Here is a 21554-nt window from a genome sequence, read left to right as displayed (position 1 = left end):
CGTCGAAGTACCGTCTCGAAGCACCTCCGTCCAAGCAGCGATGCTTCTTCGCGCCGCCCACACGCCATACATGTTTCGCTCACACCGGCGGCAGCGCGGCGAGCAGCGTGTCGAGCGTCGCGGGGACGTCGCGCACGCGCACGCCCGTCGCATTGTGGATCGCGTTGATCACCGCCGCGCCCGCGCCCGAGATGCCGAGCTCGCCCACCGCCTTGGCGCCGGTCTGGTTGGCGGCGTCGTCGATCTCCTCGACGAAATGGCACTCGATGCGCGGGACGTCGGCGTTCACCGCGACGTGATACTCGCCGAAGTCCGGGTTGACGAAGCGGCCCGAGCGCGGGTCGACCAACGCGGCCTCGCCGAGCGCGTAGCTGATCCCCCAGATCATGCCGCCGACCAGCTGATTGGTCGCGGTGGCGCGGTTGAGTACGCGGCCGACGTCGAACACGCCCACCATCCGCCGCACGCGCACCTCGCCGGTGACCGCGTTGACCGCGACCTCGGCGAAGTGCGCGCCGTGGCTGGCCTGGCTGGTGCGCTGGGCCTGCTGCCCCGGCGTGCTGCGCCCGCGCGCGACGATCGACGCGTCGCGGACGAGATCGGCGAGCGGCACCGTGCGCGAGCCCGCGCTCACCATGCCATCGCGCAGCACCAGCTCCTCAGGCGCGGCGTTCATTCGGCGCGCCAGCTCGGCGAGCACCTCCTCGCACGCCAGCGCCGCGGCGGAGGTGGCGCTGCCCGCGCCGAACGAGCCGCCCGAGCCGGCGGTGGGCGGCAGGTCGGTGTCGCCGAGCCGCACCGTCACCGCGGCGGGCGCGAGGCCGAGGATCTCGCCCACGGTCTGCGCCAGGATCGTATAGGTGCCAGTGCCGATGTCGGTCATGTCGCACGACACGGTCGCGGCGCCGCCCGCGTCGAGCCGCACTTCCGCCTCGGCCGCCACGGTGAAATTGCCGCGCAGCGCGGTCGCCATGCCGATGCCGATCAGCCATTCGCCGTCGCGCGTGGTGCCGGGGTCGGGCACGCGGGCAGGCCAGCCGAAGCGCCGGGCACCCTCGGCGTAGCAGTCGAGCAGCCGGCGCGTGGAGAAGGGGCGCGACGTGGTCGGATCATAGGCCGGCTCGTTGCGGCGGCGCAGCTCGATCGGATCGAGCCCGAGTTCCTCGGCGAGCTCGTCCATCGCGCACTCGGTGGCGAAGGTGCCGACCGCCTCGCCCGGCGCGCGCACCGCGCCGGTCGGCGGCAGGTTCACGCGGACCAGGTCCGTCGTCATCCGCCGTGCCGCGCCGGCGTAGAGCGGGATCGTGCCGAACGGCACCGGCTCGACGAAGCCGGCATCGTCGTTCTGCTGCGCCACGCTCTCGTGGGCGATCGCGGCGATGTGCCCGTCGCGGTCGCAGGCGATGCGGACGCGCTGTTTCGTCGGGCTGCGATGGTGAACCAGATAAGCCGTGTCGCGGCGCGGGAGCGCGACCTTGACCGGGCGGCGCAGCCGCTCGGCGGCGATCGCGGCGAGGATCACCTCGGGGCCGACACCGGTCTTACCGCCGAAGCCGCCGCCTACATAGGGCGCGAGCACGCGCACCTTGTCGGACGCCATGCCGAGCGCGGTGGCGATCGTGTCACGCGCGGCGCCGACGATCTGGTTGCTCGACCGGACGGTGAGCACGTCTCCCTCCCACCAGATCGTCGATGCGTGCGGCTCGAGCGCGGCGGGGAAGTGCGCCGGAGTCGTGTAGGTGCGGTCGAGCACGACGTTCGCGTCGCGCAACGCGGCGTCGAGGTCGCCGGTGTCGACGGGCGCGAGGAAGGCGGACTTGGGCCGGCGCTCGATCGGCAGGTCGGCGGCGTCGTAGCGGCCCGGCGTCGCTTCCGCGTCGACGCGGACGAGCGCCGCCGCCTCACGCGCGATCGCCTGCGTCTCGGCGACCACGACGGCGACGGGCTGGCCGTAGTGGAAGACGCGGTCGGTGCCCTGATGCGGCATCGCGCGCGAGTTGGCGCCGCCGGCCGGCAGACGCGGGTCGTCGTCGATGACCGCGATCACACCGGGCAGCGCGCGCGCCGCCGCGGCGTCGATGCGGGTGACGCGGCCGGCGCCGACCGGGGCGCCGACCACCGCGGCATAGACAACGTCGTCCGGCGCGCGCTCATAGGCGTAGGTGGCGGCGCCGGTGACCTTGAGCGGTCCTTCCACGCGCGGCACGGCGGCGCCGAGCACGCCCTGCACCGCGCGCGCCAGCCCGCCCGGCCGCTCCGCCGTGTCGATCGCCTGTTCGATCATCCTGTCAGTCCGGATTATCCTGCGTTTTTTTAGTCTGGCAGGCCGGGCAGCAGCTTGTCGAGCGTGATCGGATAGTCGCGCACGCGCACGCCAGTGGCGTTGTAGATCGCGTTGGCGATCGCTGCGCCCGCGCCCGAGATGCCGAGCTCGCCGATGCCCTTGGCGTGGATCGGGTTGGCGTGGTGGTCGCGCCCGTCGATGAACTCGACCTCCAGCTGCGGGATGTCGGCGTTGACCGGCACGTGATATTCGGCGAGGTCGCGGTTCACCACCTTGCCGTTGCGACGGTCGTGGACCAGCTCTTCACTCAGCGCGGCGCCGATCCCGAAGGTCATGCCGCCGAGACACTGCGAGCGGGCGGTCTTGCGGTTGAGGATGCGCCCCGCCTCGAACACGCCGAGCATGCGCACGACGCGCACCTCGCCCGTCACCGCGTTCACCTTCACCTCGGCGAAATGCGCCCCGTAGCTCGCCTGCCGCACCAGCTTCTCCTGGTGCCCGGGCTGGATCGTGCCGACGACCTTCATGCCGTCGCCGACCAGCTCGGTGATCTCCACCGCGCGGTTCTCGGCGATGACGCGGCCGTCCTTGAGCGTGAGCTCGTCGGGGTCGACGCCCATCGCCTGGGCCAGCTTCTCGCGCAGCGCCTCGCACGCGACATAGACCGAGGAGCCTGACGACCCCGCGCCCCACGAGCCGCCAGAGCCCGCCGCGGGCGGCGCCTCGCCGTCGCCGAGATGGACGATCACGCGGTCGAGCGGCAGGCCGAGCGTCTCGGCGGCGATCTGCGCCAGGATCGTATAGGTGCCGGTGCCGATGTCGGTCATGTCGGTCGACACGATCGCGCGGCCGTCCTTGGTCAGCTCGACCGAGGCGGACGACTTCTGCAGCATGTTCGAGCGCACCGCGGCGGCGACGCCCATGCCGTGCAGCCACTCGCCGCGCCGGTCGCCCGCGGTCTTCTTGCGCGCGGACCAACCGAACGCCTCCGCCCCTCGATCGAGGCACGGCACCAGCTGGCGGCTGGAGAAGGGCACCTTCTTCTCGGGGTCCTGCTCGGGTTCGTTGCGGCGGCGCAGCTCGATCGGGTCGATCCCGATCACCTCCGCCAGCTCGTCCATCGCCGCCTCGAGCGCGAGCATGCCGACCGCCTCGCCCGGCGCACGCATCGAGCCGGAGAGCAGCCAGTTGAGCCGTACCAGCTTGTGGTCGGTCAATCGGTTCTCCGCGGCATAAGCGAAGTGCGTGCCGATGCCGGCCGGCTCGAAATAGTCCTCGCCGGGCAGATTGCTCGCCAGCGTCTCGTGCGCGATCGCGGTGAGCTTGCCGTCATGGTCGGCGGCGAGACGGATGCGCTGCTCGGTATTCGAGCGGCGCACCGTGGCGTCGAACACCTGCTGGCGCGCCATCGCTACCTTGACCGGCCGGTCGAGCCGCTTGGCCGCGATCGCGGCGGCGACGCTCTCGGGCGCGATGCCGAGCTTGGAGCCGAAGCCGCCGCCGACATAGCGCGAGATGATCCGCACCTGATCGTTCTTCACGCCGAGCGCCTGGGCGAGCTGCATCTGGTCCGACGCGACCATCTGGTACGAGCCGTGCAGCGTCAGCTTGCCATCCTTCCACTCGGCGATGGACGCGTGCGGCTCCATCGCGGCGGAGTTCTGGCTCGGCGTGGTGTAGGTCTGGTCGACGGTATAGGCAGCGGACGCCATCGCGGCGTTGACGTCACCCTGGCTCGACTTGGGGGGGATCTGGTCGGGCGGAGGCCGATCGGCCTCGTCGCGATGCTCCGCGAAGACGAAGGCGCCTTCCGCCGGCTCATAGGCGACCTTGACCCGCGCCGCGGCATCGCGTGCGGCCTCGAACGTCTCGGCGACGACGATCGCGACGATCTCGCCGTGATAGTCGACCTTCTCCACGCCCTGCGTTGGCGCCTTCTTCTCGCCGCCCTGCTGCGGGTTGCGGATAAAGCTGGGGTAATCGGTGATGACGTCGATCACGCCCGGCAGGGCCTTGGCCTCGTCGGCGACGACGTCGGTGATCTTGCCAGAGCCGAACGGCGCGCGCACCAGCACGCCGTAGCTGAGCCGCTCGGCCGGGTATTCCGCCGCATAGGTGGCGCGGCCGGACACCTTGAGCGGCCCTTCGACGCGGTCGATCGGCTGGCCGATCACGCCCTGCGCGCCGCGATCGAGCAGGCTGTCGGGCAGGGGCTTGTCCATGCGGAGCGAGCGGTGCTCGTCGCGGCCCAGGACGGTGTCGAGCAGGGTCATTGCGTTAGATCCCGGAGCGTGGCGATGAGGACGCGCCGCACGAGCGGCAATTTGAAGTCGTTGCTGCCGAAGCCCTTCGCGCCATCGAGCAACGCGTCGGCGGCGGCCTCGAAGGCGGCGGTGCCGGGCGTCTGGCCGATCAGCGCGGCCTCGACCGCGGGATTGCGCCACGGCATGTGCGCGAGGCCACCGAAGGCGAGCGCGGCGGAGGCGATCTTCCCTTCCTCGACCGCGATCACCGCGGCGACGGAGACGAGCGCGAAGGCGTAGGAGGCACGGTCGCGCACCTTGCGGTACGTCTGCTTGCCCTGCGGCGGTGCGGGCAGCTCGACGTGGGTGATCAGCTCACCCGGCTCGAGGACGTTCTCGATGTGCGGCGTGTCGCCGGGCAGGCGGTAGAAGTCCGTGATCGGGATGCGGCGCTTATCGCCGTCCCCCCGCTGGGTGACGATCACCGCGTCGAGCGCGCGCATCGCCACCGGCATGTCGCCGGGGTGGGTGGCGATGCACTGGTCGCTGGTGCCGAGGATGGCGTGGACGCGATTGAAGCCGCCGATCGCCTCACAGCCGCTGCCGGGTTCGCGCTTGTTGCAGCCCGCGGCGGTGTCGTAGAAATAATAGCAGCGCGTGCGCTGGAGCAGGTTGCCGCCGGTGGTCGCCTTGTTGCGCAGCTGGCCGCTCGCGCCAGCGAGCAACGCGCGGCTGAGCACCTCATACTTCTCGATCACACGCGGATCGGCGGCGAGGTCGCTGTTGGGCACCAGCGCACCGATGGTGAGGCCGCCGTCCTCGCGCTCCTCGATCCGGGCGAGGTCGAGGCGGCTAATGTCGACCAGCTTCTCGGGAGTCTCGACCTGGAGTTTCATCAGATCGAGCAGGTTGGTGCCGCCGGCGATGAAGCGGCCGCCTGCCTGCACGGCCTCGGCGACGCTGCCCGCGCGGGCGTAGTCGAATGTCTTCATGCCGTCACCTCGCGCTGCTCGGCGGCGACCTCGCGGATCGCCTCGACGATGTTGGGATAGGCGGCGCAGCGGCAGATGTTGCCGCTCATCCGCTCGCTGATCTCGCTCTCGTCGAAGGTGACGTCGCTCAGGTCGGCGGAGGCGTGGCTGGGCCAGCCCTTCTTCACCTCGTCGAGCATGCCGACCGCGGAGCAGATCTGCCCCGGCGTGCAATAGCCGCACTGATAGCCGTCATGCTTGACGAACGCGGCCTGGAGCGGGTGGAGGTTCTCGACCGTGCCCAGACCCTCGATCGTCATGATCTCGTCATCCTGATGCATCACGGCGAGCGTGAGGCAGGCGTTGATACGGCGACCGTTCACCAACATGGTGCAGGCACCGCACTGGCCGTGGTCGCAGCCCTTCTTGCTGCCGGTGAGCCCGAGATGCTCACGGCACAGGTCGAGCAGCGAGGTGCGGACATCGACCTCGGCCTCGTAGGATTTTCCGTTAATGGTGAAGTGCATGGACCGGCCCCTGACTAACGTGTGCGAAACGTCGCGGCCGCTCGGCGGGTCCGTGCGAACGATTCTCATGGGGATGGCGCTGGCGGTGGCGCCCGGCACGGCGCTGGCGCAGAAAGCGGGGATGACCGCACCGACTCGCCCGCTCATCATCGCGCACCGCGGCGCCAGCGGCGAGCGGCCCGAGCATACCATCGCGAGCTACACGCGCGCGATCGAGCAGGGCGCCGACGTGATCGAGCCCGACCTGGTGCCGACCAAGGACGACGTGCTGGTCGCGCGCCACGAGAATGAGATCTCCGAGACGACCGACGTCGCGCAGCATCCCGAGTTCGCCGGCCGCCGCACCACCAAGACGATCGACGGTCAGTCGCTGACCGGCTGGTTCGTCGAGGATTTCACGCTGGCCGAGCTGAAGACGCTGCGCGCCAAGGAGCGGCTGCCGCAGCTGCGCCCCGGGAACACGGCGTGGGACGGCAAGGAAGCGATCCCGACCTTCGCTGAGGTGATCGCGCTGGCCAAGCAGCACCACGTCGGGATCTACCCCGAGACCAAGCACCCGACCTATTTTCGCTCGATCGGCCACCCGACCGACACGCTGCTGGTCGCGCAGCTGCGCGCCGCCGGCTGGGACTCGCCCGCGGCGCCGGTGTTCATCCAGTCGTTCGAGGTCGACAATCTCAAGCGGCTGGCGACGATGACCAAGATCCGGCTGATCCAGCTCGTCGCCGCCAAGGGCGCCCCCGCCGACGGCGCCGCGCCGAGCTATGCCGCGATGGTGACGCCAGAGGGGCTGCGCGCGGTGGCACGCTACGCTTACGGTCTCGGGCCGGAGAAGGCGATGCTGTGGTCGGGCGCGACCGCGACGCCGCTGGTGCACGACTCGCACGCGGCGGGGCTCAAGGTGCACCCGTGGACCTATCGCGCCGAGAACGTCTTCCTCGACCCGCGCTTCCGTCGCGGCGACCAGCCCGCCACGCACGGCGACCTGGTCGGCGAGATCCGCGCCGCGCTTGGGCAGGGGATCGACGGGTTCTTCACCGATTTTCCTGCTATCGGGGCGGAGGCACGGGCGCGGGAGACGAAGTGATGCGTGGGTTCCTGGTGATGATGGCGGCGATGCCGCTGCTGGCGACGGGCGGGTGCGTGCGCACCGCGTGGAACGTCGCGACGCTGCCGGTCAAGGCGGTCGGCAAGGGCGCCGACGTGATGACCACCAGCGCCAAGGAGCGTGACGAGAAATACGTCCGCGAGCAGCGCAAACAGGCCGAGCGCGACGAGAAGGAGCGGCGCGAGCGTGAGAAGGCGTGCCGCAAGCATCCCGACCAGTGTCAGACCGCGCCCAGGTCCGCGGGAGCGGGGCGCTGAGCCGGTTCGCCGGCGCGCGATGATACAGCGACACCGCCGACAGTGCCTCATGGCCGCATCGGCGGGTCATCCGCCGTACGGCCGAGAAGGAGTCGCGGTGGAGCGGCGCTGCCGGGTGACGCTCGATGCCTCTGCGACACGTTCTCTCCTCGAGCAAACTCGCCAGCCGAGAAGAAATTGAGTCCGCTTGGGGTTGATCGGCGGTTTCGTCAGCGCAGATGGCCCGCTACGCCTCCGCTCGTGCGCCCACTAGCCAGCTCACGTCCTGCACGGGCACGCGCTCCTGCCGACCCGAGACCGACTTGAGCCGCGCGCGGTCGAGCAGCGTCACGCGCTGGCGGTGGCGCGCGACCAGGCCGGTCTCGACCAGCTGGCGGAAGATGCGGTTGACGTGCACCGCGGTGAGCCCGAGGTGGTCGCCGATCTGCTCCTGCGTCACCGGCAGCTCGAACTCGCTCACCTCGCCGCCGCCGAGCGCGCCGAGCCGCTCGGCGAGATCGAGCAGCAGCGCCGCCACGCGCGCCAGCGCGGGCGTGCGACCGACCGCGGCGAGCCGGTCCATCAGCGCCACCCGCTCGCGCTGGATGCTCAGCAGCATCGCCGCGGCGAAATGCGGCGAGCGCTGGAACAGGTCGCCGAAGGCGGCGAGCGGCACGCGGCTCACGCTCGCGGCGGTCAGCGCGGTCAACGTGTCGGCGGTGCGCTCCAGGCACATGCTGGGCGTGCCGAGCAGGTCGCCGGGCAGATGGAATTTGGTGATCTGGCGGTCTCCGCCCGGCAGCAGCACCGAGGAGGCGACCCAACCGTCTAGCAGCAGGTAGATATAGCGCGGCGACTCTCCCTCGCGGCGCAGCACCGCGTGGCGCGCTAGTCGCATCGGCGGTTCGCCCATGGTCTGGATCCGCTCGATGTCGGCGGCGGGGAGGACGATTGATTCGTTGAAACGGTGTAGCGGGAGGGTGTGTAGCACGCAGCGATCCCATCAGAGATGCGCCGACGCTAGCCCGGTTCTGCGAAGCAAGACTCTGACGTATTTTAACTTTTCTGCAAAATTGCGAGGCGAGGTGAAATCCGTCGCGCGCGCTTTCGCGCCGCGAGATCAGCCCTTAACGTCCCGGCCGAAAGGGGAATCTTCGCACAATGTCCCAGCGCGCTCTCACCGCCGTCGCCCTCTGCCTCGCCGCCGCCCAACTCTCGGCCCCGCTCGCCGCGCAGGTGAGCCCGCCGCCCAACGAACCGCCCGTGGCGAAGACCCAGGCGCCCGAGGACCAGGCGACCGCGCCGCTGCCCGATCAGGCCGGCCCGCTGCCGCCGCCGCAACCGACCGCCGGCGCCCCCGCGGGCGACATGGGCAAGCCTGCCAAATGGGACGTCAACGCACCGCGCGGACTGCGCACGCGCGAGGTGCGCATCACGACGGACGAGGGCAGCTGGATGAACCTCGACGTCTCGCCCGACGGCCAGACGATCGCGTTCGACCTGCTCGGCGACATCTATACCATGCCGATCGCCGGCGGCACGCCGACGCGGATCGCCGCGGGGCTGGCGTTCGAGCACCAGCCGCGCTTCTCGCCCGACGGGCGCCGTATCGCCTTCACCTCGGACCGCGGCGGCGGCGACAATATCTGGGTGATGAACCGCGACGGCAGCGACAAGCGCCAGGTCACCAAGGAGGACTTCCGCCTGCTCAACCAGCCGACGTGGAGCCCCGACGGGCGCTTCATCGTCGCTAAGAAGCATTTCACCACCGGCCGCTCGCTCGGCACCGGCGAGGTGTGGCTCTACCACGTCTCGGGCGGCGGCGGGGTGCAGCTGGTCAAGCGCGCCAGCGAGGTGCTGCAGAAGGAGCTGGGCGAGCCGATCTACGCGCCCGATGGCAGGAGCGTCTATTACACGCGCAACGTCTCGCCCGGCCCGATCTTCGAATATGCGCAGAACTCGCGCACCGATTTGTTCGACATCGAGCGCTACGACCTCGACAGCGGCGAGGTGACGACGGTCGTCTCGGGCGCGGGCGGCGCGGTGCGGCCGACGCCGTCGCGCGACGGCCAGCGCATCGCCTTCGTGCGCCGCGACGACAATGTCAGCAGCCTGTGGGTCAAGGACCTAGCCAGCGGCGAGGAGCGCAAGATCTACGCGCCGCTCGACCGCGACGTGCAGGAGACCTGGGCGGTCACCGGCGTCTACCCCAACATGGCGTGGACGCCACGCGACGAGGCGATCGTGTTCTGGGCCGGCGGCAAACTGCGCCGCGTGCCGGCGGGCGGCGGCGCCGCGAGCGTGATCCCGTTCCGCGTCGACGACACGCGCGTGGTGGTCGACTCGGTCCACCCGCAGGTCGAGGTCGCGCCGGCGCGCTTCGCCACCAAGATGCCGCGCTGGGCCGAGGTCTCGCCCGACGGCCGCCAGGTGGTGTTCGAGACGCTGGGCAAGCTGTGGGTCAAGCCGGTCGCGGGCGGCGCGGCCAAGCGGCTGACGCGCGGCGACGACGGGTTCGAGCTGTTCCCGAGCTGGTCGCGCGACGGCAGGCAGGTCGTCTTCGTCGGCTGGCGCGACGACACGCTCGGCCAGATCCGCACCGTTGCCGCGGGCGGCGGCGCGGCGCGCACCGTCACCACTGCGGCGGGCACCTATCGCCGCCCGCGCTTCTCGCCCGACGGCAAGACGATCGTGTTCGAGCAGGGGCAGGGCGGCGAGCTCACCGCGCCGCGCGGCAATCCCGGCAGCGGCGTGTACCGTGTCGCGGCGAGCGGCGGCGCGCCCGAGCGGGTCGCGCGCGACGCCGCCGCGCCGCAGTTCGGCGCGAGCGGCGACCGCGTCTTCATGATCGCCAACGACGGCGGCAAGCGCCAGCTCGTCAGCACCGATCTCACCGGCGAGAACAAGCGGGTCCATGCCGCGGGTGAGCTGGTCAACGACTATCAGGTCTCGCCAGCGAGCGATTACGTCGCTTTTCGCCAGAATTACGAGGCGTTCGTGATGCCGCTGCTGCCCGGCAAGCAGGCCGTCGACGTCGACATGAAGGGGAGCGCGCTGCCGGCGACGCGGGTCAGCGCGGACGGCGCCGACTTCATCCACTGGTCCAACGGCGGCGCGCAGATCCACTGGAGCGCGGGGCCGGTGCTCTACACCGCGCAGACCGCGCAGCTGTTCCGCGCCGCGCCGGCGGAGGACGGGGCGAAGGGCGCCTCGTTCACCCCACCGCGCACCGGCGTGTCGCTGTCGATGGAGGTGGACGCCGCCAAGCCGACCGGCACGGTGGCGCTCACCGGCGCGCGCGTCGTCACCATGGCGGCGGCCGATGGCGGCATCGTCGACGACGCCACCGTGCTGATCCGCGGCGACCGCATCGTCGCGGTCGGCCCGCGCGCGTCGGTCCCCATCCCGGCGGGTGCGAGGACGGTCGACGTCAGCGGCAAGACGATCATCCCCGGCCTGGTCGACGCGCACGCGCATGGCCCGCAGGGTGACGACGAGCTGGTGCCGCAGCAGAACTGGTCGGCGATGGCCAATCTCGCGCTCGGCACGACGACGATCCACGATCCGTCGTCGCGCTCGGCCGAGATCTTCCCCGCCGCGGAGATGCAGCAGGCCGGGCTGGTGCTCGCACCCCGCACCTTCTCCACCGGCGAGGTGATCTACGGCGCCAAGGCGGCGGACGTCTACGCGCAGATCGACGACTATGACGACGCGCTGGCGGTGGTGCGCCGGCTCAAGGCGGTGGGCGCGCACAGCGTCAAGAACTACAACCAGCCGCGCCGCGAGCAGCGCCAGATGGTGGTCGCCGCCGCGCAGGCCGAGAACATGGAGGTGGTGCCCGAGGGCGGCTCGCTGTTCACGCTCGACATGACGCTGGTGCAGGACGGCAACTCGACCGTGGAGCACAATGTCCCACTCGAGACCTTCTACGGCGACGTGGTGCAGCTCTGGTCGCAGACCAAGGTGGGTTACACGCCGACGTTGGTGGTGGCCTATGGCGGCCCGGCGGGTGACCCGTACTGGCGCGCGCACATGGACGTGTGGCGGCATCCCTTGCTGTCGCGCCACGCGCCGCCGGCGCTGCTCGCCGCGCAGAACGCGCGCCGCGAGATCGCGCCCGAGAGCGACTATGTCGACGGCGTCACCGCGCGCGAGGCCCGCAAGCTCGCGCAGAAGGGCGTGCTCGTCGCGATCGGCGCGCACGGGCAGCAGCCGGGGCTGGGCGCGCATTGGGAGCTGTGGAGCTTCGTGCGCGGCGGCATGACTCCGCTGGAGGCGCTGCGCGCCGGCACGATCGCCTCGGCGACGTCGCTCGGCTATGCCAAGGACGTCGGCTCGCTCGAGCCGGGCAAGCTCGCCGACCTGGTGGTGCTCGACGCCGACCCGACCGCGGACATCCGCAACAGCGACAAGGTAAGGCAGGTGATGCTCGGCGGCCGGCTGTACGACGCCGCGACGCTCAACGAGGTCGCCACCGGCACGCGCCAGCGCCAGCCCTACTGGTGGGAGCGCGCCGGGGACGCGAGCGGCGCAGCCGGCCGTGCGACGATCGGGCACGGCTTCGGCGACGTGGACTGAGGAGGCGGCGCGGTCTGCTGACGGCCCGCGTCATCTCACTTCCGTCATCTCGGACTTGCTCTGGGATCCACCCCGCCGCGTACTCAGCAGCGGTCAGGCGCGCTGACGAGTGGATCCCGGACTAAGTCCGGATGACGGAAGAAGAAGGTTAGGCGGTTCGCCGCTTCCGAGCGGCCCGCCCCGCTGGCGCATCCCGCCCGGCTATGTCACGGCGCGCGCATGGAAGACTATGACGCGATCGTGCTCGGCGCGGGCGGCGCGGGGCTGATGGCGGCGGCGGTGGCGGGGCAGCGCGGCCGCCGCGTCGTCGTGCTCGACCACGCCGACGCGCCCGGCAAGAAGATCCTGATCTCGGGCGGAGGGCGCTGCAACTTCACCAACCTGCACGCCACCGCCGACCGCTATCTCTCCGCCAACCCGCATTTCGCCAAATCGGCGCTGGGCCGCTACACCGCGCAGGATTTTCTAGCGCTGGTCGAGCGCCACGGCATCACCTGGCACGAGAAGACGCTGGGCCAGCTGTTCTGCGACGGCAGCGCGCGCCAGATCGTCGAGCTGCTGCTCGGCGAGTGCGAGGCGGGGGGCGTCGCGGTAAGGCTCGGCGCCTCGCTCGGCGCGATCGAGCACGCCGACGCGCGCTTTACCGTGGCACACGGCGGGCGGACCCATCGCGCGCCGGCGCTGGTGGTGGCGACGGGCGGGCCATCGATCCCCAAGCTCGGCGCGACCGGCGTGGCCTATGACATCGCGCGCCGCTTCGGGCTCAAGGTGGTCGAGCCGCGCCCCGCGCTGGTGCCGCTGACGCTGCCCGGCAGCGAGGCGCTGTTCCGCGCGCTGTCGGGGGTCGCCACCGCGGTGGAGGCGCGCGTCGGCAAGACGCGCTTCGCCGAGTCGGCGCTGTTCACGCATCGCGGCCTGTCGGGACCGGCGATCCTTCAGGTGTCGAGCTACTGGCGCCGCGGCGAGGACGTCGCGATCGACTTCCGCCCCAACGCCGCGCCGGGCTGGCTGGTGGAGGCCAAGCGCGCCCGGCCGCGCGCCACGCTGGCGGGCGCGCTGGGGCTGCCCGCGCGGCTGGCGGAGGTGTTGGCGGAGCGGCTCGGCCTGGGCGAGCTGGGCGCGGCGAGCGACCGTGCGCTGGCGGAGGCGGAGCGCCGGCTGGCGGACTGGCGCTTCCACCCCGACGGCAGCGAGGGTTTCGCCAAGGCCGAGGTGACGGTGGGTGGTATCTCCACCGTCGAGCTGTCGTCGAAGACGATGGAGGCGCGGAAGGTGCCGGGGCTGTACGCGATCGGTGAGGCGGTGGACGTCACGGGCTGGCTCGGCGGATATAATTTTCAATGGGCGTGGGCGAGCGGTTACGCCGCCGGGCAGGCGGTGTAAGGGAGCGAGTGCAACGCAGTGACGCCCTTTTCGTCATCCCCGCGGAGGCGGGGACCCAGACACGCTGAGATAGCGGCTCCGTCGCGTACGCCGCGTCAGGCGGCCACGGTGGTGCCGCGGGCACGTTGCACACCCGCGGACGCCAGCGCGTCTCGATCCCCGCCGTCGCGAGGATGACGGCAGGAGAGGACGCGTCCTCGCCGCTCAACCCCGAGCGCCAGCGCGTCTGGATTTCCGCCTGTGCGGAAATGATGGGAGGAGAGGATGCGCCCGCGCCGCTCAGTCGCGGGCGCTAGCGCATCTGGATTCCTGCTTTCGCGGCGACGACGGGGACGAGGACGCGCCCGCGCGGCTTCTCCGCCAGCCTCAGCGCGGCTGAACCCTCGCCTTCGCGGCGACGACGAAAAAGGGGCGCGCCCTCACGCCGCCAGGCGCAGCTCCAGCCTGTCCCAGATCTCGACCAGCGCCGCGGTCAGCTCGCGCATCATCGCCTCGTCGTGCGCCGGGCCGGGGGTGAAGCGCAGCCGTTCGCTGCCGCGCGGCACCGTCGGGTAATTGATCGGCTGCACGTACACGCCGTATTCGGCGAGCAGGATATCGCTGATCTTCTTGGCCTTGACGGGGTCGCCCACCATCACCGGCACGATGTGCGTCTCGCCCAGCATCACCGGCAGCCCGGCCTCGCGCAGCATCGCCTTGAGCGTCGCCGCGGCGGCCTGCTGCCCCTCGCGCTCGGCGCTCGACGCCTTGAGGTGGCGCACGCTCGCCAGCACGCCCGCGACCAGAACCGGCGACAGCGAGGTGGTGAAGATGAAGCCCGGCGCGTAGCTGCGGATCACGTCGACGATCGTGCGGTCGGCGGCGATATAGCCGCCCATCACGCCGAACGCCTTGCCCAACGTACCCTCGATGATGGTCAGCCGCTCGGCCACGCCGTCGCGCTCGCTGATCCCGCCGCCGCGCGGGCCGTACATCCCGACCGCATGGACCTCGTCGAGATAGGTCAATGCGTTATACTTGTCCGCCAGGTCGCAGATCGCGCCCACGGGAGCGACGTCGCCCTCCATCGAGTAGACGCTCTCGAACGCGATCAGCTTGGGCGCAGCGGGATCGTCCGCGGCGAGAAGCTCCTCGAGATGCGCGAGATCGTTGTGGCGGAACACGCGCTTCTCGCACCCCGCGTTGCGGATGCCCGCGATCATGGAGGCGTGGTTGAGCTCGTCCGAGTAGATGATGCAGCCGGGCAGCACCTTGGCCAGCGTCGACAATGTCGCCTCGTTCGAGACATAGCCGCTGGTGAACAGCAGCGCCGCCTCCTTGCCATGCAGGTCGGCGAGCTCGTGCTCGAGATCGATGTGGTAATGAGTGTTGCCGCCGATGTTGCGCGTGCCGCCCGAACCCGCGCCGACGTCGTGCAGCGCTTCCTCCATCGCGGCGATCACCTTGGGATGCTGACCCATCGCGAGATAGTCGTTGGAGCACCAGACGGTGATCGGCTTCGGCCCGTTGTGCCCGGCGAAGCAGCGCGCGTTGGGGAACATGCCCTTGTTGCGCAGGATGTCGATGAAGACGCGGTAGCGCCCTTCGGCATGGAGTCGATCGATCGCCTGCGTGAACACGCGCGAGTAGTCGACGCCGCGCGCCTCTCTGCTGTCGCTGATCATGGCGCCCGCGATTACTCCCCTACGCCCCCGATGGCCAGCGGATAAGGCCGCTATGTCTGATCGAGCGCTTGGACAAATTGTCCCACCCCGGCCGGCGGTCAAGAGGGAAAAGGCCGCGCGGTGTGGGGTGCGGCGCGGTGGCGGACGTGTTGGGGCGCGCGCCGTCGCTTCTTCTCCGCCGACGCCGCGTTTCTCCGTAGCCGCCCTTCGTCTCCGCCCCCCCTTCCGTCATTCCCGCCTTCGCGGGTATGACGGAAGAGGGGCAGGCGCAGGCCAGGCACACGGACACGGGAATGTAGTCGCCGCCGAGCGGATCCTACCGCCTCGCCCGCGGCCCGCCGCTACAGCGCCTCCACCCGCGCGAACGCCAGCCCCGCCGCGACGCGCCGCTCGTGCTCGCCGAAGCGGGTGAACACCAGCACGTCCGGCCCCGCTGCCCAATCCTGCCCCGCGCTGAGCGACACGATCCGCCGCGCGATCCCCGGGCCGCCGTCGACGAAGCGCACGCCCGAAGGCGCCGCCGCGGCGAGCTCGTCGGCCAGCAGCGGGAAGTGCGTGCAGGCGTTGACCACCACGTCGATCCGCTCGCCGCCGGGCTGCTCCAGCAGCCCCGCCAGCGCGCCGGCAACCGCGGCGGGGCCGACCGCCTCGCCGGCCAGCTTCGCCTCGGCCAGCTCGACCAGCGCGGCGGAGCCGTGGCGCAGCACCACGCAGTCGCCCGCGAACCGCGCGGCGAGGTCGTCGACATAGGGCTGGCGAACCGTCGCCTCGGTGCCGAGCACGCCGATCACGCGCGTGGCGCTCATCTCTGCCGCCGGCTTGATCGCGGGCACGGTGCCGACCACGGGGACGTCGAGCGCGGCGCGCACCGCGGGCAGCGCGATCGTCGAGGCGGTGTTGCACGCGATCACCGCCAGCCGCGGGCGATAGCGCTCGACCAGCCGTCCCAGCAGCGCGGGCACGCGCGCCGCGATCTCGCTCTCGGACCGCGTGCCATAGGGGAAGCCCGCCGAATCGGCGGCGTAGACGATCGGCGCGTGCGGCAGCAGCGCGCGCGTCGGCGCCACCACCGAGAGCCCGCCCACGCCCGAGTCGAAGAACAGGATCGGCCGCGTGTCGCTCATCGCCCGCGCGCTTACGGCCTCTCGCCGATACCGGCAACGTCGGTCGCGCCGGGCGGTAGCGTACCCGAAATGTTTCGGTTAGAGAGGGGCGGCATGGGGGACCGGAACTGACCGACGAACTCGTCTGGACGCTGCCCGCGGCCGCGCTGCTGCTGGGCTATCTGCTGGGATCGATCCCGTTCGGGGTGCTGCTCACCCGCGCGTTCGGCGCCGGTGACCTGCGGCAGATCGGATCGGGCAATATCGGCGCCACCAACGTGTTGCGCACGGGCCGCAAGGGCCTGGCGGCGGCGACGCTGCTGCTCGATCTCGGCAAGGGCGCCGCGGCGGTGCTGCTGGCGCGTTGGTGGCTGCCCGGCGCCGAGCTCTACGCTGCGGCGGCGGTGATGGTGGGGCATTGCTACCCCGCGTGGCTGCGCTTCCGCGGCGGCAAGGGCGTGGCGACGCTGATGGGCGTGGCGCTGGCACTGCACTGGCCGCTCGGCGCGGTGTTCGCGGCTTTGTGGCTGGGGCTGCTCGCGCTGCTGCGGATCTCGTCGCTCGCGGGCATGGCGGCGGCGATCAGCACTCCCGTCACCGCGGCAGTGCTGGGCGAGTTCGACCTCGTGCCGCTGCTGATGGGACTCGCCGCGCTCGTGCTGTGGAAGCACCGCGCCAATATCGCGCGACTGGTCGACGGCACCGAGCCGCGCGTCGGCCGCTCCGCCGCGCCGGCCGCGGGCGACGCGGTCGAACAGGGGTAAGAGGCGCCCCCGGCGCATGGTGGACGAGGCGGAGCGCGCGGCGCGGCTGCGGCTGATCCGCACGCCCTCGATCGGCCCGGTCAGCTACCGCCGCCTGCTCGCGCGCTTCGGCACTGCGGGCGCCGCGATCGAGGCGCTGCCCGAGCTGGCGCGGCGCGGCGGCGGGCGTGCCCCTCCGGTGCCACTGCTCGATACGATCGAGCGCGAGCGGGCGCTGCTCGAGCGACTCGGCGCGCGCCACCTGCTGCTCGGCGACGCGGACTATCCGCCGCTGCTCGCCGAGCTCGACGACTCGCCCGCGGTGCTGACGCTGCGCGGCGATCTCGCGCTGGCGGCGCGACCGACGGTGGCGATCGTCGGCGCGCGCGACGCCTCCGCGGCGGCGTGTCGCCTCGCGCGCGAGCTGGCGCGCGACCTCGCCGCCGCGGGGGTGAGCGTGGTGTCGGGGCTGGCGCGCGGGATCGACGGCGCGGCGCATCTCGGCGCTTTGCCCGAGACGATCGGGGTGGTGGCGGGCGGGATCGACGTCGCCTACCCGCCGCAGCACGCCGCGTTGCAGGAGCGGATCGCACGCGAGGGGCTGCTGCTCGCCGAGATGCCGCCCGGCACCGAGCCGCGCGCGCGCCACTTTCCCTATCGCAACCGTATCGTCACCGGGCTGGCGCTGGGGACGCTGGTGGTGGAGGCGGCGCCGCGCTCGGGCTCGCTGATCAGCGCGCGGCTGGCGGGCGAGCAGGGGCGCGAGGTCATGGCGGTGCCGGGCCATCCCAGCGACCCACGCGCGCGCGGCTGCAACGCGCTGATCCGCGACGGCGCGACGCTGGTGCAGGACGCCGCGGACGTGCTCGAGCAGCTCCGCCCGCTCGATCCGCGCGCACTGCCTCGATCGGTCGCCGCGTGGGAGAGCGTGCACGAGGGGGCGGCGGACCATGGCGACGCGGAGCGCGCGCGGGTGGAGTCGCTGCTCGCCGCTGCGCCGGTCGCCACCGACGAGCTGGTGCGCCAGAGCGCGCTCCCAGCGGCTCTGGTGCAGGACGTGCTGCTCGAGCTCGAACTCGCCGGGCGACTCGAGCGCCATCCCGGCGGGCGGGTCAGCCGGGTGGTGTAAGGGCGGCGGGTAGGCGCGAATGAATGACATTTTTGCTTTGCGGGCGTAGCTGCTGCCACGCTCCCCTCGTCATCCCGGACTGGGTCCGGGATCCACTCATCCGCGCTCTCGCCGTCTGTTGCTCGCGCGGATGAGTGGATCCCGGAACAAGTCAGGGATGACGGAAGACAAGAGGCGTGCGGGCAGCTTCGCGAGCGAGTGGCGAAAGCTGACGTTCGGGATCGAGCAGAACGACCAATTGTGGCAACACGGCTTGCTCGATCACCCGTGCGCGGTGATCCACTCCTCCACCACCGGCGCGATGCGCTCCCGCCACTTCGACCCGTTGAAGATGCCGTAATGCCCCACGCCCTCGGCCATATGGTAGCGCTTGTGCGCCTCGGGCAGCGCGGTGGCGCAGGTCAGCGCCGCTTTGGTCTGCCCCAGCCCCGAGATATCGTCGCGCTCCCCCTCGATCGCGAGCAGCCCGACGTCGGTGATCGCGCCGAGATCGACCGGGCGGCCGCGATGCGTCATCGTGCCGCGCGGCAGCGCGTGGGTTTGGAACACGGTGTCGATCGTCTGGAGGTAGAATTCGGCGGTCATGTCGCAGACCGAGCGATATTCGTCGTAGAAGCGCTTGGTCGCGTCCGCGCTCTCGCCGTCGCCGGTGACGAGGTGTTTGAACAGCTCGTAGTGGCTCATCATGTGGTTGCCGAGGTTCATCGTCATGAACCCGCCGAGCTGGAGGAAGCCTGGGTACACGCGCCGCCCCGCGCCGGGGTAGAGCATCGGCACGGTGGCGATCACGTTCTGCTCGAACCAGGCGAACGGCCGCTCGGTGGCGAGCGTGTTGACCGCGGTGGGCGCCTCGCGCGTGTCGATCGGACCGCCCATCATCGTCAGCGTGCGCGGGCGACACGGGTTGGCGTCCGCGCTCATCAGCGCGGTCGCGGCGAGGCAGGGCACCGAGGGCTGGCACACCGCCAGCATGTGCGCGCCGCGCGGGCCATCCCCCTCGCCGGCGTCGGGGCCGATCGCCTCGAGGAAGGCGATCAGATAGTCGATGTAGTCGTCGAGATCGAACTGCCCGTCGGTGAGCGGCACCAGCTTCGCGTCGCGCCAGTCGGTGATGTAGACGTCGGCGAAGGGCAGCATCCGCTCCACCGTGCCGCGCAGCAGCGTGGCGAAATGGCCCGACATCGGCGCCGCGATCAGCAGCCGCGGGCCGCCCTCGACGCCCTCGCGGCGGAAGCGCTTGAGCTGGCCGAACGGTCGCTGGAGCACGATCTCCTCGGTCACCGCCACCTCGCGCCCGTCGACGATCGTGGTGTCGAGCGCGAAGGCGGGCTTGCCGCGCGAGGCGGAAGCGTGCGCGAACACCTCGAGCGCGCTCGCCATCACCGGCCCGCCGCCGAGATAGGCGAACGGGTTGGACGGGTTGTTGAGCCAATTGGCCCCCACCGTCGCCATCGCGCTCGCCGAGGCGAGCCACGACCGCTGCCATTCATATGCGTCGTAGAGCATTCGCTTCCTTCCGCCTCAGATATGGGCATGATCGGTCGTAATACAAAACCTACCAGGCGTAACGCACGAAGCGCGCCGCGGTGGCGATCCTGCCCCATGGTGGCCGCCACGCCACACGTTGAGCCGCCTGCCGGGCACTGCTAGGCGCCCGACATGGCTAGCGTTCCCGACGTCGCTCCCGCCCGCCCGGCATCCTCGCGGCGCCTCGGCAATCTCAATATGGTGTGGCAGCACGCACGCGCCTATCCGGCGCAGATCGCGGCGGCCTTCACCGCGCTGGCGATCACCTCCGCGGCGACGATCGCGATCCCGTACAGCTTCAAGCGCGTGATCGACCGCGGCTTCGCCGCCGGCGACGGCTCGTCCGCGGCGGTCGCGTCCTCGTTCCATTATATGCTGATGATCGTGCTGGTGCTGGCGCTCGGCACCGCGGTGCGCTTCTATTTCGTCGCCTGGCTGGGCGAGCGCGTCGTCGCCGACCTCCGCGAGCGCGTGGTGCGCCACCTGATGACGCTCAGCCCCGCGTTCTACGAGGAGAACCGCCCGTCCGAGATCGCCTCGCGGCTGACCGCGGACACCGGGCAGATCGAGACGGTGGTGGGGATGACCATCTCGGTGGCGCTGCGCAACAGCTTCACCGCGGTGGGCGGGCTGATCTACCTCTTCGCCATCTCGCCGAAGCTCGCCTCGCTGCTGCTGCTGGGCATCCCGCTGATGATCCTGCCGATTACGCTGCTGGGTCGGAAGGTGCGTGCCTACTCCCGCACCTCGCAGGACCGCGTCGCCGATGTCGGCACGATCGTCACCGAGGTGCTGGGCGCGATGAAGATCGTCCAGGCGTTCGGGCAGGAGCGGCGCGAAAGCGCGCGTTTCGCCGGCGCGGTGGAGGCGACGATGGACGCCGCCAAGCGTCGCATCGGGCTGCGCGCGGTGATGACCGCGATCGTCATCGGGCTGGTGTTCGGCGCGATCACGCTGGTGCTGTGGGAGGGCGCGATCGACGTCGCGGCGGGGCGGCTCTCGGGCGGCGCGATCGCGGCCTTCGTGCTGACCGGCGGGATCGTCGCGGGCGCGTTCGGCGCGCTGACCGAGGTCTACGGCGACCTGCTGCGCGGCGCAGGCGCGGCGGGGCGGCTGGCCGAACTGCTCGACGAACGCCCTGCCATCGCGGCGCCGGCGCAGCCGGTCGCGCTGCCGGAGCCGGCGGAGGGGCGCGTGGCGCTGGAGGCGGTCGAGTTCCGCTACCCGACACGGCCGGACATGGCCGCGCTGCACGACTTCAGCCTCAGCGTCGCGCCGGGCGAGACGGTGGCGGTGGTCGGCCCTTCGGGCGCGGGCAAGTCGACATTGTTCCAGCTGATCGAGCATTTCTACGAGCCCGCCGCCGGGCGCGTGCTGGTCGACGGGATCGATCTGCGCCGGGCCGATCCGGCCGAGGTGCGCGCGCGCATCGCGATGGTGCCGCAGGAGACGGTGATCTTTGCCACCAGCGCGCGCGACAATCTGCGTTACGGCCGCTGGGACGCTAGCGACGACCAGGTCTGGGCCGCGGCCGAGGCGGCCAATGCCGGGGACTTCCTGCGCGCGCTGCCGGAGGGGCTCGACACCTTCCTCGGCGAGGGCGGGGCGCGGCTGTCGGGCGGGCAGCGCCAGCGCATCGCAATCGCGCGTGCCCTGCTGCGCGACTCGCCGATCCTGCTGCTCGACGAGGCGACCAGCGCCCTCGACGCCGAGAGCGAGCGGCTGGTGCAGGACGCACTCGAGCGGCTGATGGCGACGCGCACCACGATCGTGATCGCGCACCGGCTGGCGACGGTGCGCGCGGCGTCGCGGATCGTGGTGATGGACGGTGGCCGCATCGTCGAGGAGGGCACGCACGCTACGCTGATCGCGCGCGGCGGCCTGTACGCGCGGCTGGCCAGCCTGCAGTTCGACGCGGCGTCGTAGGAGCGACGACAATCCTCCCCGCACGCGGGGAGGGGGGCCGCCCGGCGTAGCCGGGTGGTGGAGGAAGCCTTCGCAGACGCACCGGCTCGCTCGTGGAGAGCCCCCTCCGTCGGTGCTGGCGCGCTGCCACCT

The 21554-nt window shown here is 71.3% G+C and carries 15 protein-coding genes; 7 read left to right on the top strand and 8 right to left on the bottom strand.

The features are described from left to right. Nucleotides 1–79: 79 nt before the first annotated feature. Genes KZ820_RS03250 through KZ820_RS03235 form a run of 4 tightly spaced genes read right to left on the bottom strand, consistent with a single transcriptional unit; the run spans nucleotide 80 to nucleotide 6025 of the window. On the bottom strand, nucleotides 80–2284 hold the full coding sequence (locus KZ820_RS03250) for a xanthine dehydrogenase family protein molybdopterin-binding subunit (protein ID WP_219747235.1): 2205 nt from the start codon (nucleotides 2282–2284) through the stop codon (nucleotides 80–82). 29 nt (nucleotides 2285–2313) lie between these two features. Continuing rightward, nucleotides 2314–4557 carry a xanthine dehydrogenase family protein molybdopterin-binding subunit gene (locus tag KZ820_RS03245; RefSeq protein WP_219747234.1) on the bottom strand — a complete coding sequence of 748 codons (2244 nt, stop codon included), beginning with the start codon at nucleotides 4555–4557 and terminating at the stop codon, nucleotides 2314–2316. Then, on the bottom strand, nucleotides 4554–5519 hold the full coding sequence (locus KZ820_RS03240) for an FAD binding domain-containing protein (protein WP_219747233.1): 966 nt from the start codon (nucleotides 5517–5519) through the stop codon (nucleotides 4554–4556). The genes KZ820_RS03245 and KZ820_RS03240 overlap by 4 nt, the downstream gene beginning before the upstream one ends. Next, complete coding sequence (locus KZ820_RS03235) at nucleotides 5516–6025, bottom strand: 2Fe-2S iron-sulfur cluster-binding protein (protein WP_183920824.1); 510 nt, start codon at nucleotides 6023–6025, stop codon at nucleotides 5516–5518. The genes KZ820_RS03240 and KZ820_RS03235 overlap by 4 nt, the downstream gene beginning before the upstream one ends. Nucleotides 6026–6146: 121 nt before the next feature. On the opposite strand from KZ820_RS03235, the gene KZ820_RS03230 reads away from it, so the two are divergent. Both KZ820_RS03230 and KZ820_RS03225 read left to right on the top strand, forming a co-directional pair. Then, complete coding sequence (locus tag KZ820_RS03230; RefSeq protein WP_258047713.1) at nucleotides 6147–7112, top strand: glycerophosphodiester phosphodiesterase; 966 nt, start codon at nucleotides 6147–6149, stop codon at nucleotides 7110–7112. Continuing rightward, nucleotides 7112–7390, top strand: coding sequence for a hypothetical protein (locus KZ820_RS03225; RefSeq protein WP_219747232.1), 279 nt, complete (start codon nucleotides 7112–7114; stop codon nucleotides 7388–7390). The genes KZ820_RS03230 and KZ820_RS03225 overlap by 1 nt, the downstream gene beginning before the upstream one ends. Nucleotides 7391–7616: 226 nt before the next feature. Here the strand turns inward: KZ820_RS03225 and KZ820_RS03220 are convergent, their stop codons facing one another. Next, on the bottom strand, nucleotides 7617–8360 hold the full coding sequence (locus KZ820_RS03220; RefSeq protein ID WP_219747231.1) for a Crp/Fnr family transcriptional regulator: 744 nt from the start codon (nucleotides 8358–8360) through the stop codon (nucleotides 7617–7619). A 170-nt stretch (nucleotides 8361–8530) separates the two neighbouring features. On the opposite strand from KZ820_RS03220, the gene KZ820_RS03215 reads away from it, so the two are divergent. Both KZ820_RS03215 and KZ820_RS03210 read left to right on the top strand, forming a co-directional pair. Continuing rightward, nucleotides 8531–11947: an amidohydrolase family protein gene (locus KZ820_RS03215; RefSeq protein WP_219747230.1), complete on the top strand. Its 3417-nt coding sequence runs from the start codon at nucleotides 8531–8533 to the stop codon at nucleotides 11945–11947. A gap of 219 nt (nucleotides 11948–12166) precedes the next feature. Further along, nucleotides 12167–13330, top strand: a complete 1164-nt coding sequence (locus KZ820_RS03210) for a BaiN/RdsA family NAD(P)/FAD-dependent oxidoreductase (RefSeq protein ID WP_219747229.1) — start codon at nucleotides 12167–12169, stop codon at nucleotides 13328–13330. 419 nt (nucleotides 13331–13749) lie between these two features. On the opposite strand, the gene hemA is transcribed toward KZ820_RS03210, so the two are convergent. Next, nucleotides 13750–14994 carry a 5-aminolevulinate synthase gene (gene hemA, locus KZ820_RS03205; RefSeq protein ID WP_219747228.1) on the bottom strand — a complete coding sequence of 415 codons (1245 nt, stop codon included), beginning with the start codon at nucleotides 14992–14994 and terminating at the stop codon, nucleotides 13750–13752. A gap of 341 nt (nucleotides 14995–15335) precedes the next feature. Next, complete coding sequence (gene murI / locus KZ820_RS03200; protein WP_219747227.1) at nucleotides 15336–16118, bottom strand: glutamate racemase; 783 nt, start codon at nucleotides 16116–16118, stop codon at nucleotides 15336–15338. A gap of 107 nt (nucleotides 16119–16225) precedes the next feature. Here murI and plsY point away from each other — a divergent pair, with 107 nt between their 5' ends. Then, nucleotides 16226–16861 carry a glycerol-3-phosphate 1-O-acyltransferase PlsY gene (gene plsY, locus KZ820_RS03195; protein ID WP_373369011.1) on the top strand — a complete coding sequence of 212 codons (636 nt, stop codon included), beginning with the start codon at nucleotides 16226–16228 and terminating at the stop codon, nucleotides 16859–16861. A 16-nt stretch (nucleotides 16862–16877) separates the two neighbouring features. Further along, nucleotides 16878–17969, top strand: a complete 1092-nt coding sequence (dprA, locus tag KZ820_RS03190; RefSeq protein WP_219747226.1) for a DNA-processing protein DprA — start codon at nucleotides 16878–16880, stop codon at nucleotides 17967–17969. Nucleotides 17970–18230: 261 nt separating this feature from the next. On the opposite strand, the gene KZ820_RS03185 is transcribed toward dprA, so the two are convergent. After that, nucleotides 18231–19475, bottom strand: a complete 1245-nt coding sequence (locus KZ820_RS03185; RefSeq protein WP_219747225.1) for a polyhydroxyalkanoate depolymerase — start codon at nucleotides 19473–19475, stop codon at nucleotides 18231–18233. 153 nt (nucleotides 19476–19628) lie between these two features. Here KZ820_RS03185 and KZ820_RS03180 point away from each other — a divergent pair, with 153 nt between their 5' ends. Continuing rightward, on the top strand, nucleotides 19629–21422 hold the full coding sequence (locus tag KZ820_RS03180) for an ABC transporter transmembrane domain-containing protein (RefSeq protein WP_219747224.1): 1794 nt from the start codon (nucleotides 19629–19631) through the stop codon (nucleotides 21420–21422). Nucleotides 21423–21554: the final 132 nt, after the last annotated feature.

It is taken from the genome of Sphingomonas citri, assembly GCF_019429485.1.
GTDB lineage: Bacteria > Pseudomonadota > Alphaproteobacteria > Sphingomonadales > Sphingomonadaceae > Sphingomonas > Sphingomonas citri.
This window is presented reverse-complemented; position numbering and strand designations above follow the sequence as displayed.

Excerpts from the sequence above, each read along its gene's own strand:
- KZ820_RS03250 (WP_219747235.1), bottom strand. The coding sequence starts at position 2,284 with ATGATCGAACAGGCGATCGACACGGCGGAGCGGCCGGGCGGGCTGGCG.
- KZ820_RS03245 (WP_219747234.1), bottom strand. The coding sequence starts at position 4,557 with ATGACCCTGCTCGACACCGTCCTGGGCCGCGACGAGCACCGCTCGCTC.
- KZ820_RS03240 (WP_219747233.1), bottom strand. The coding sequence starts at position 5,519 with ATGAAGACATTCGACTACGCCCGCGCGGGCAGCGTCGCCGAGGCCGTG.
- KZ820_RS03235 (WP_183920824.1), bottom strand. The coding sequence starts at position 6,025 with ATGCACTTCACCATTAACGGAAAATCCTACGAGGCCGAGGTCGATGTC.
- KZ820_RS03230 (WP_258047713.1), top strand. The coding sequence starts at position 6,147 with ATGACCGCACCGACTCGCCCGCTCATCATCGCGCACCGCGGCGCCAGC.
- KZ820_RS03225 (WP_219747232.1), top strand. The coding sequence starts at position 7,112 with ATGCGTGGGTTCCTGGTGATGATGGCGGCGATGCCGCTGCTGGCGACG.
- KZ820_RS03215 (WP_219747230.1), top strand. The coding sequence starts at position 8,531 with ATGTCCCAGCGCGCTCTCACCGCCGTCGCCCTCTGCCTCGCCGCCGCC.
- KZ820_RS03210 (WP_219747229.1), top strand. The coding sequence starts at position 12,167 with ATGGAAGACTATGACGCGATCGTGCTCGGCGCGGGCGGCGCGGGGCTG.
- hemA (WP_219747228.1), bottom strand. The coding sequence starts at position 14,994 with ATGATCAGCGACAGCAGAGAGGCGCGCGGCGTCGACTACTCGCGCGTG.
- murI (WP_219747227.1), bottom strand. The coding sequence starts at position 16,118 with ATGAGCGACACGCGGCCGATCCTGTTCTTCGACTCGGGCGTGGGCGGG.
- dprA (WP_219747226.1), top strand. The coding sequence starts at position 16,878 with ATGGTGGACGAGGCGGAGCGCGCGGCGCGGCTGCGGCTGATCCGCACG.
- KZ820_RS03185 (WP_219747225.1), bottom strand. The coding sequence starts at position 19,475 with ATGCTCTACGACGCATATGAATGGCAGCGGTCGTGGCTCGCCTCGGCG.
- KZ820_RS03180 (WP_219747224.1), top strand. The coding sequence starts at position 19,629 with ATGGCTAGCGTTCCCGACGTCGCTCCCGCCCGCCCGGCATCCTCGCGG.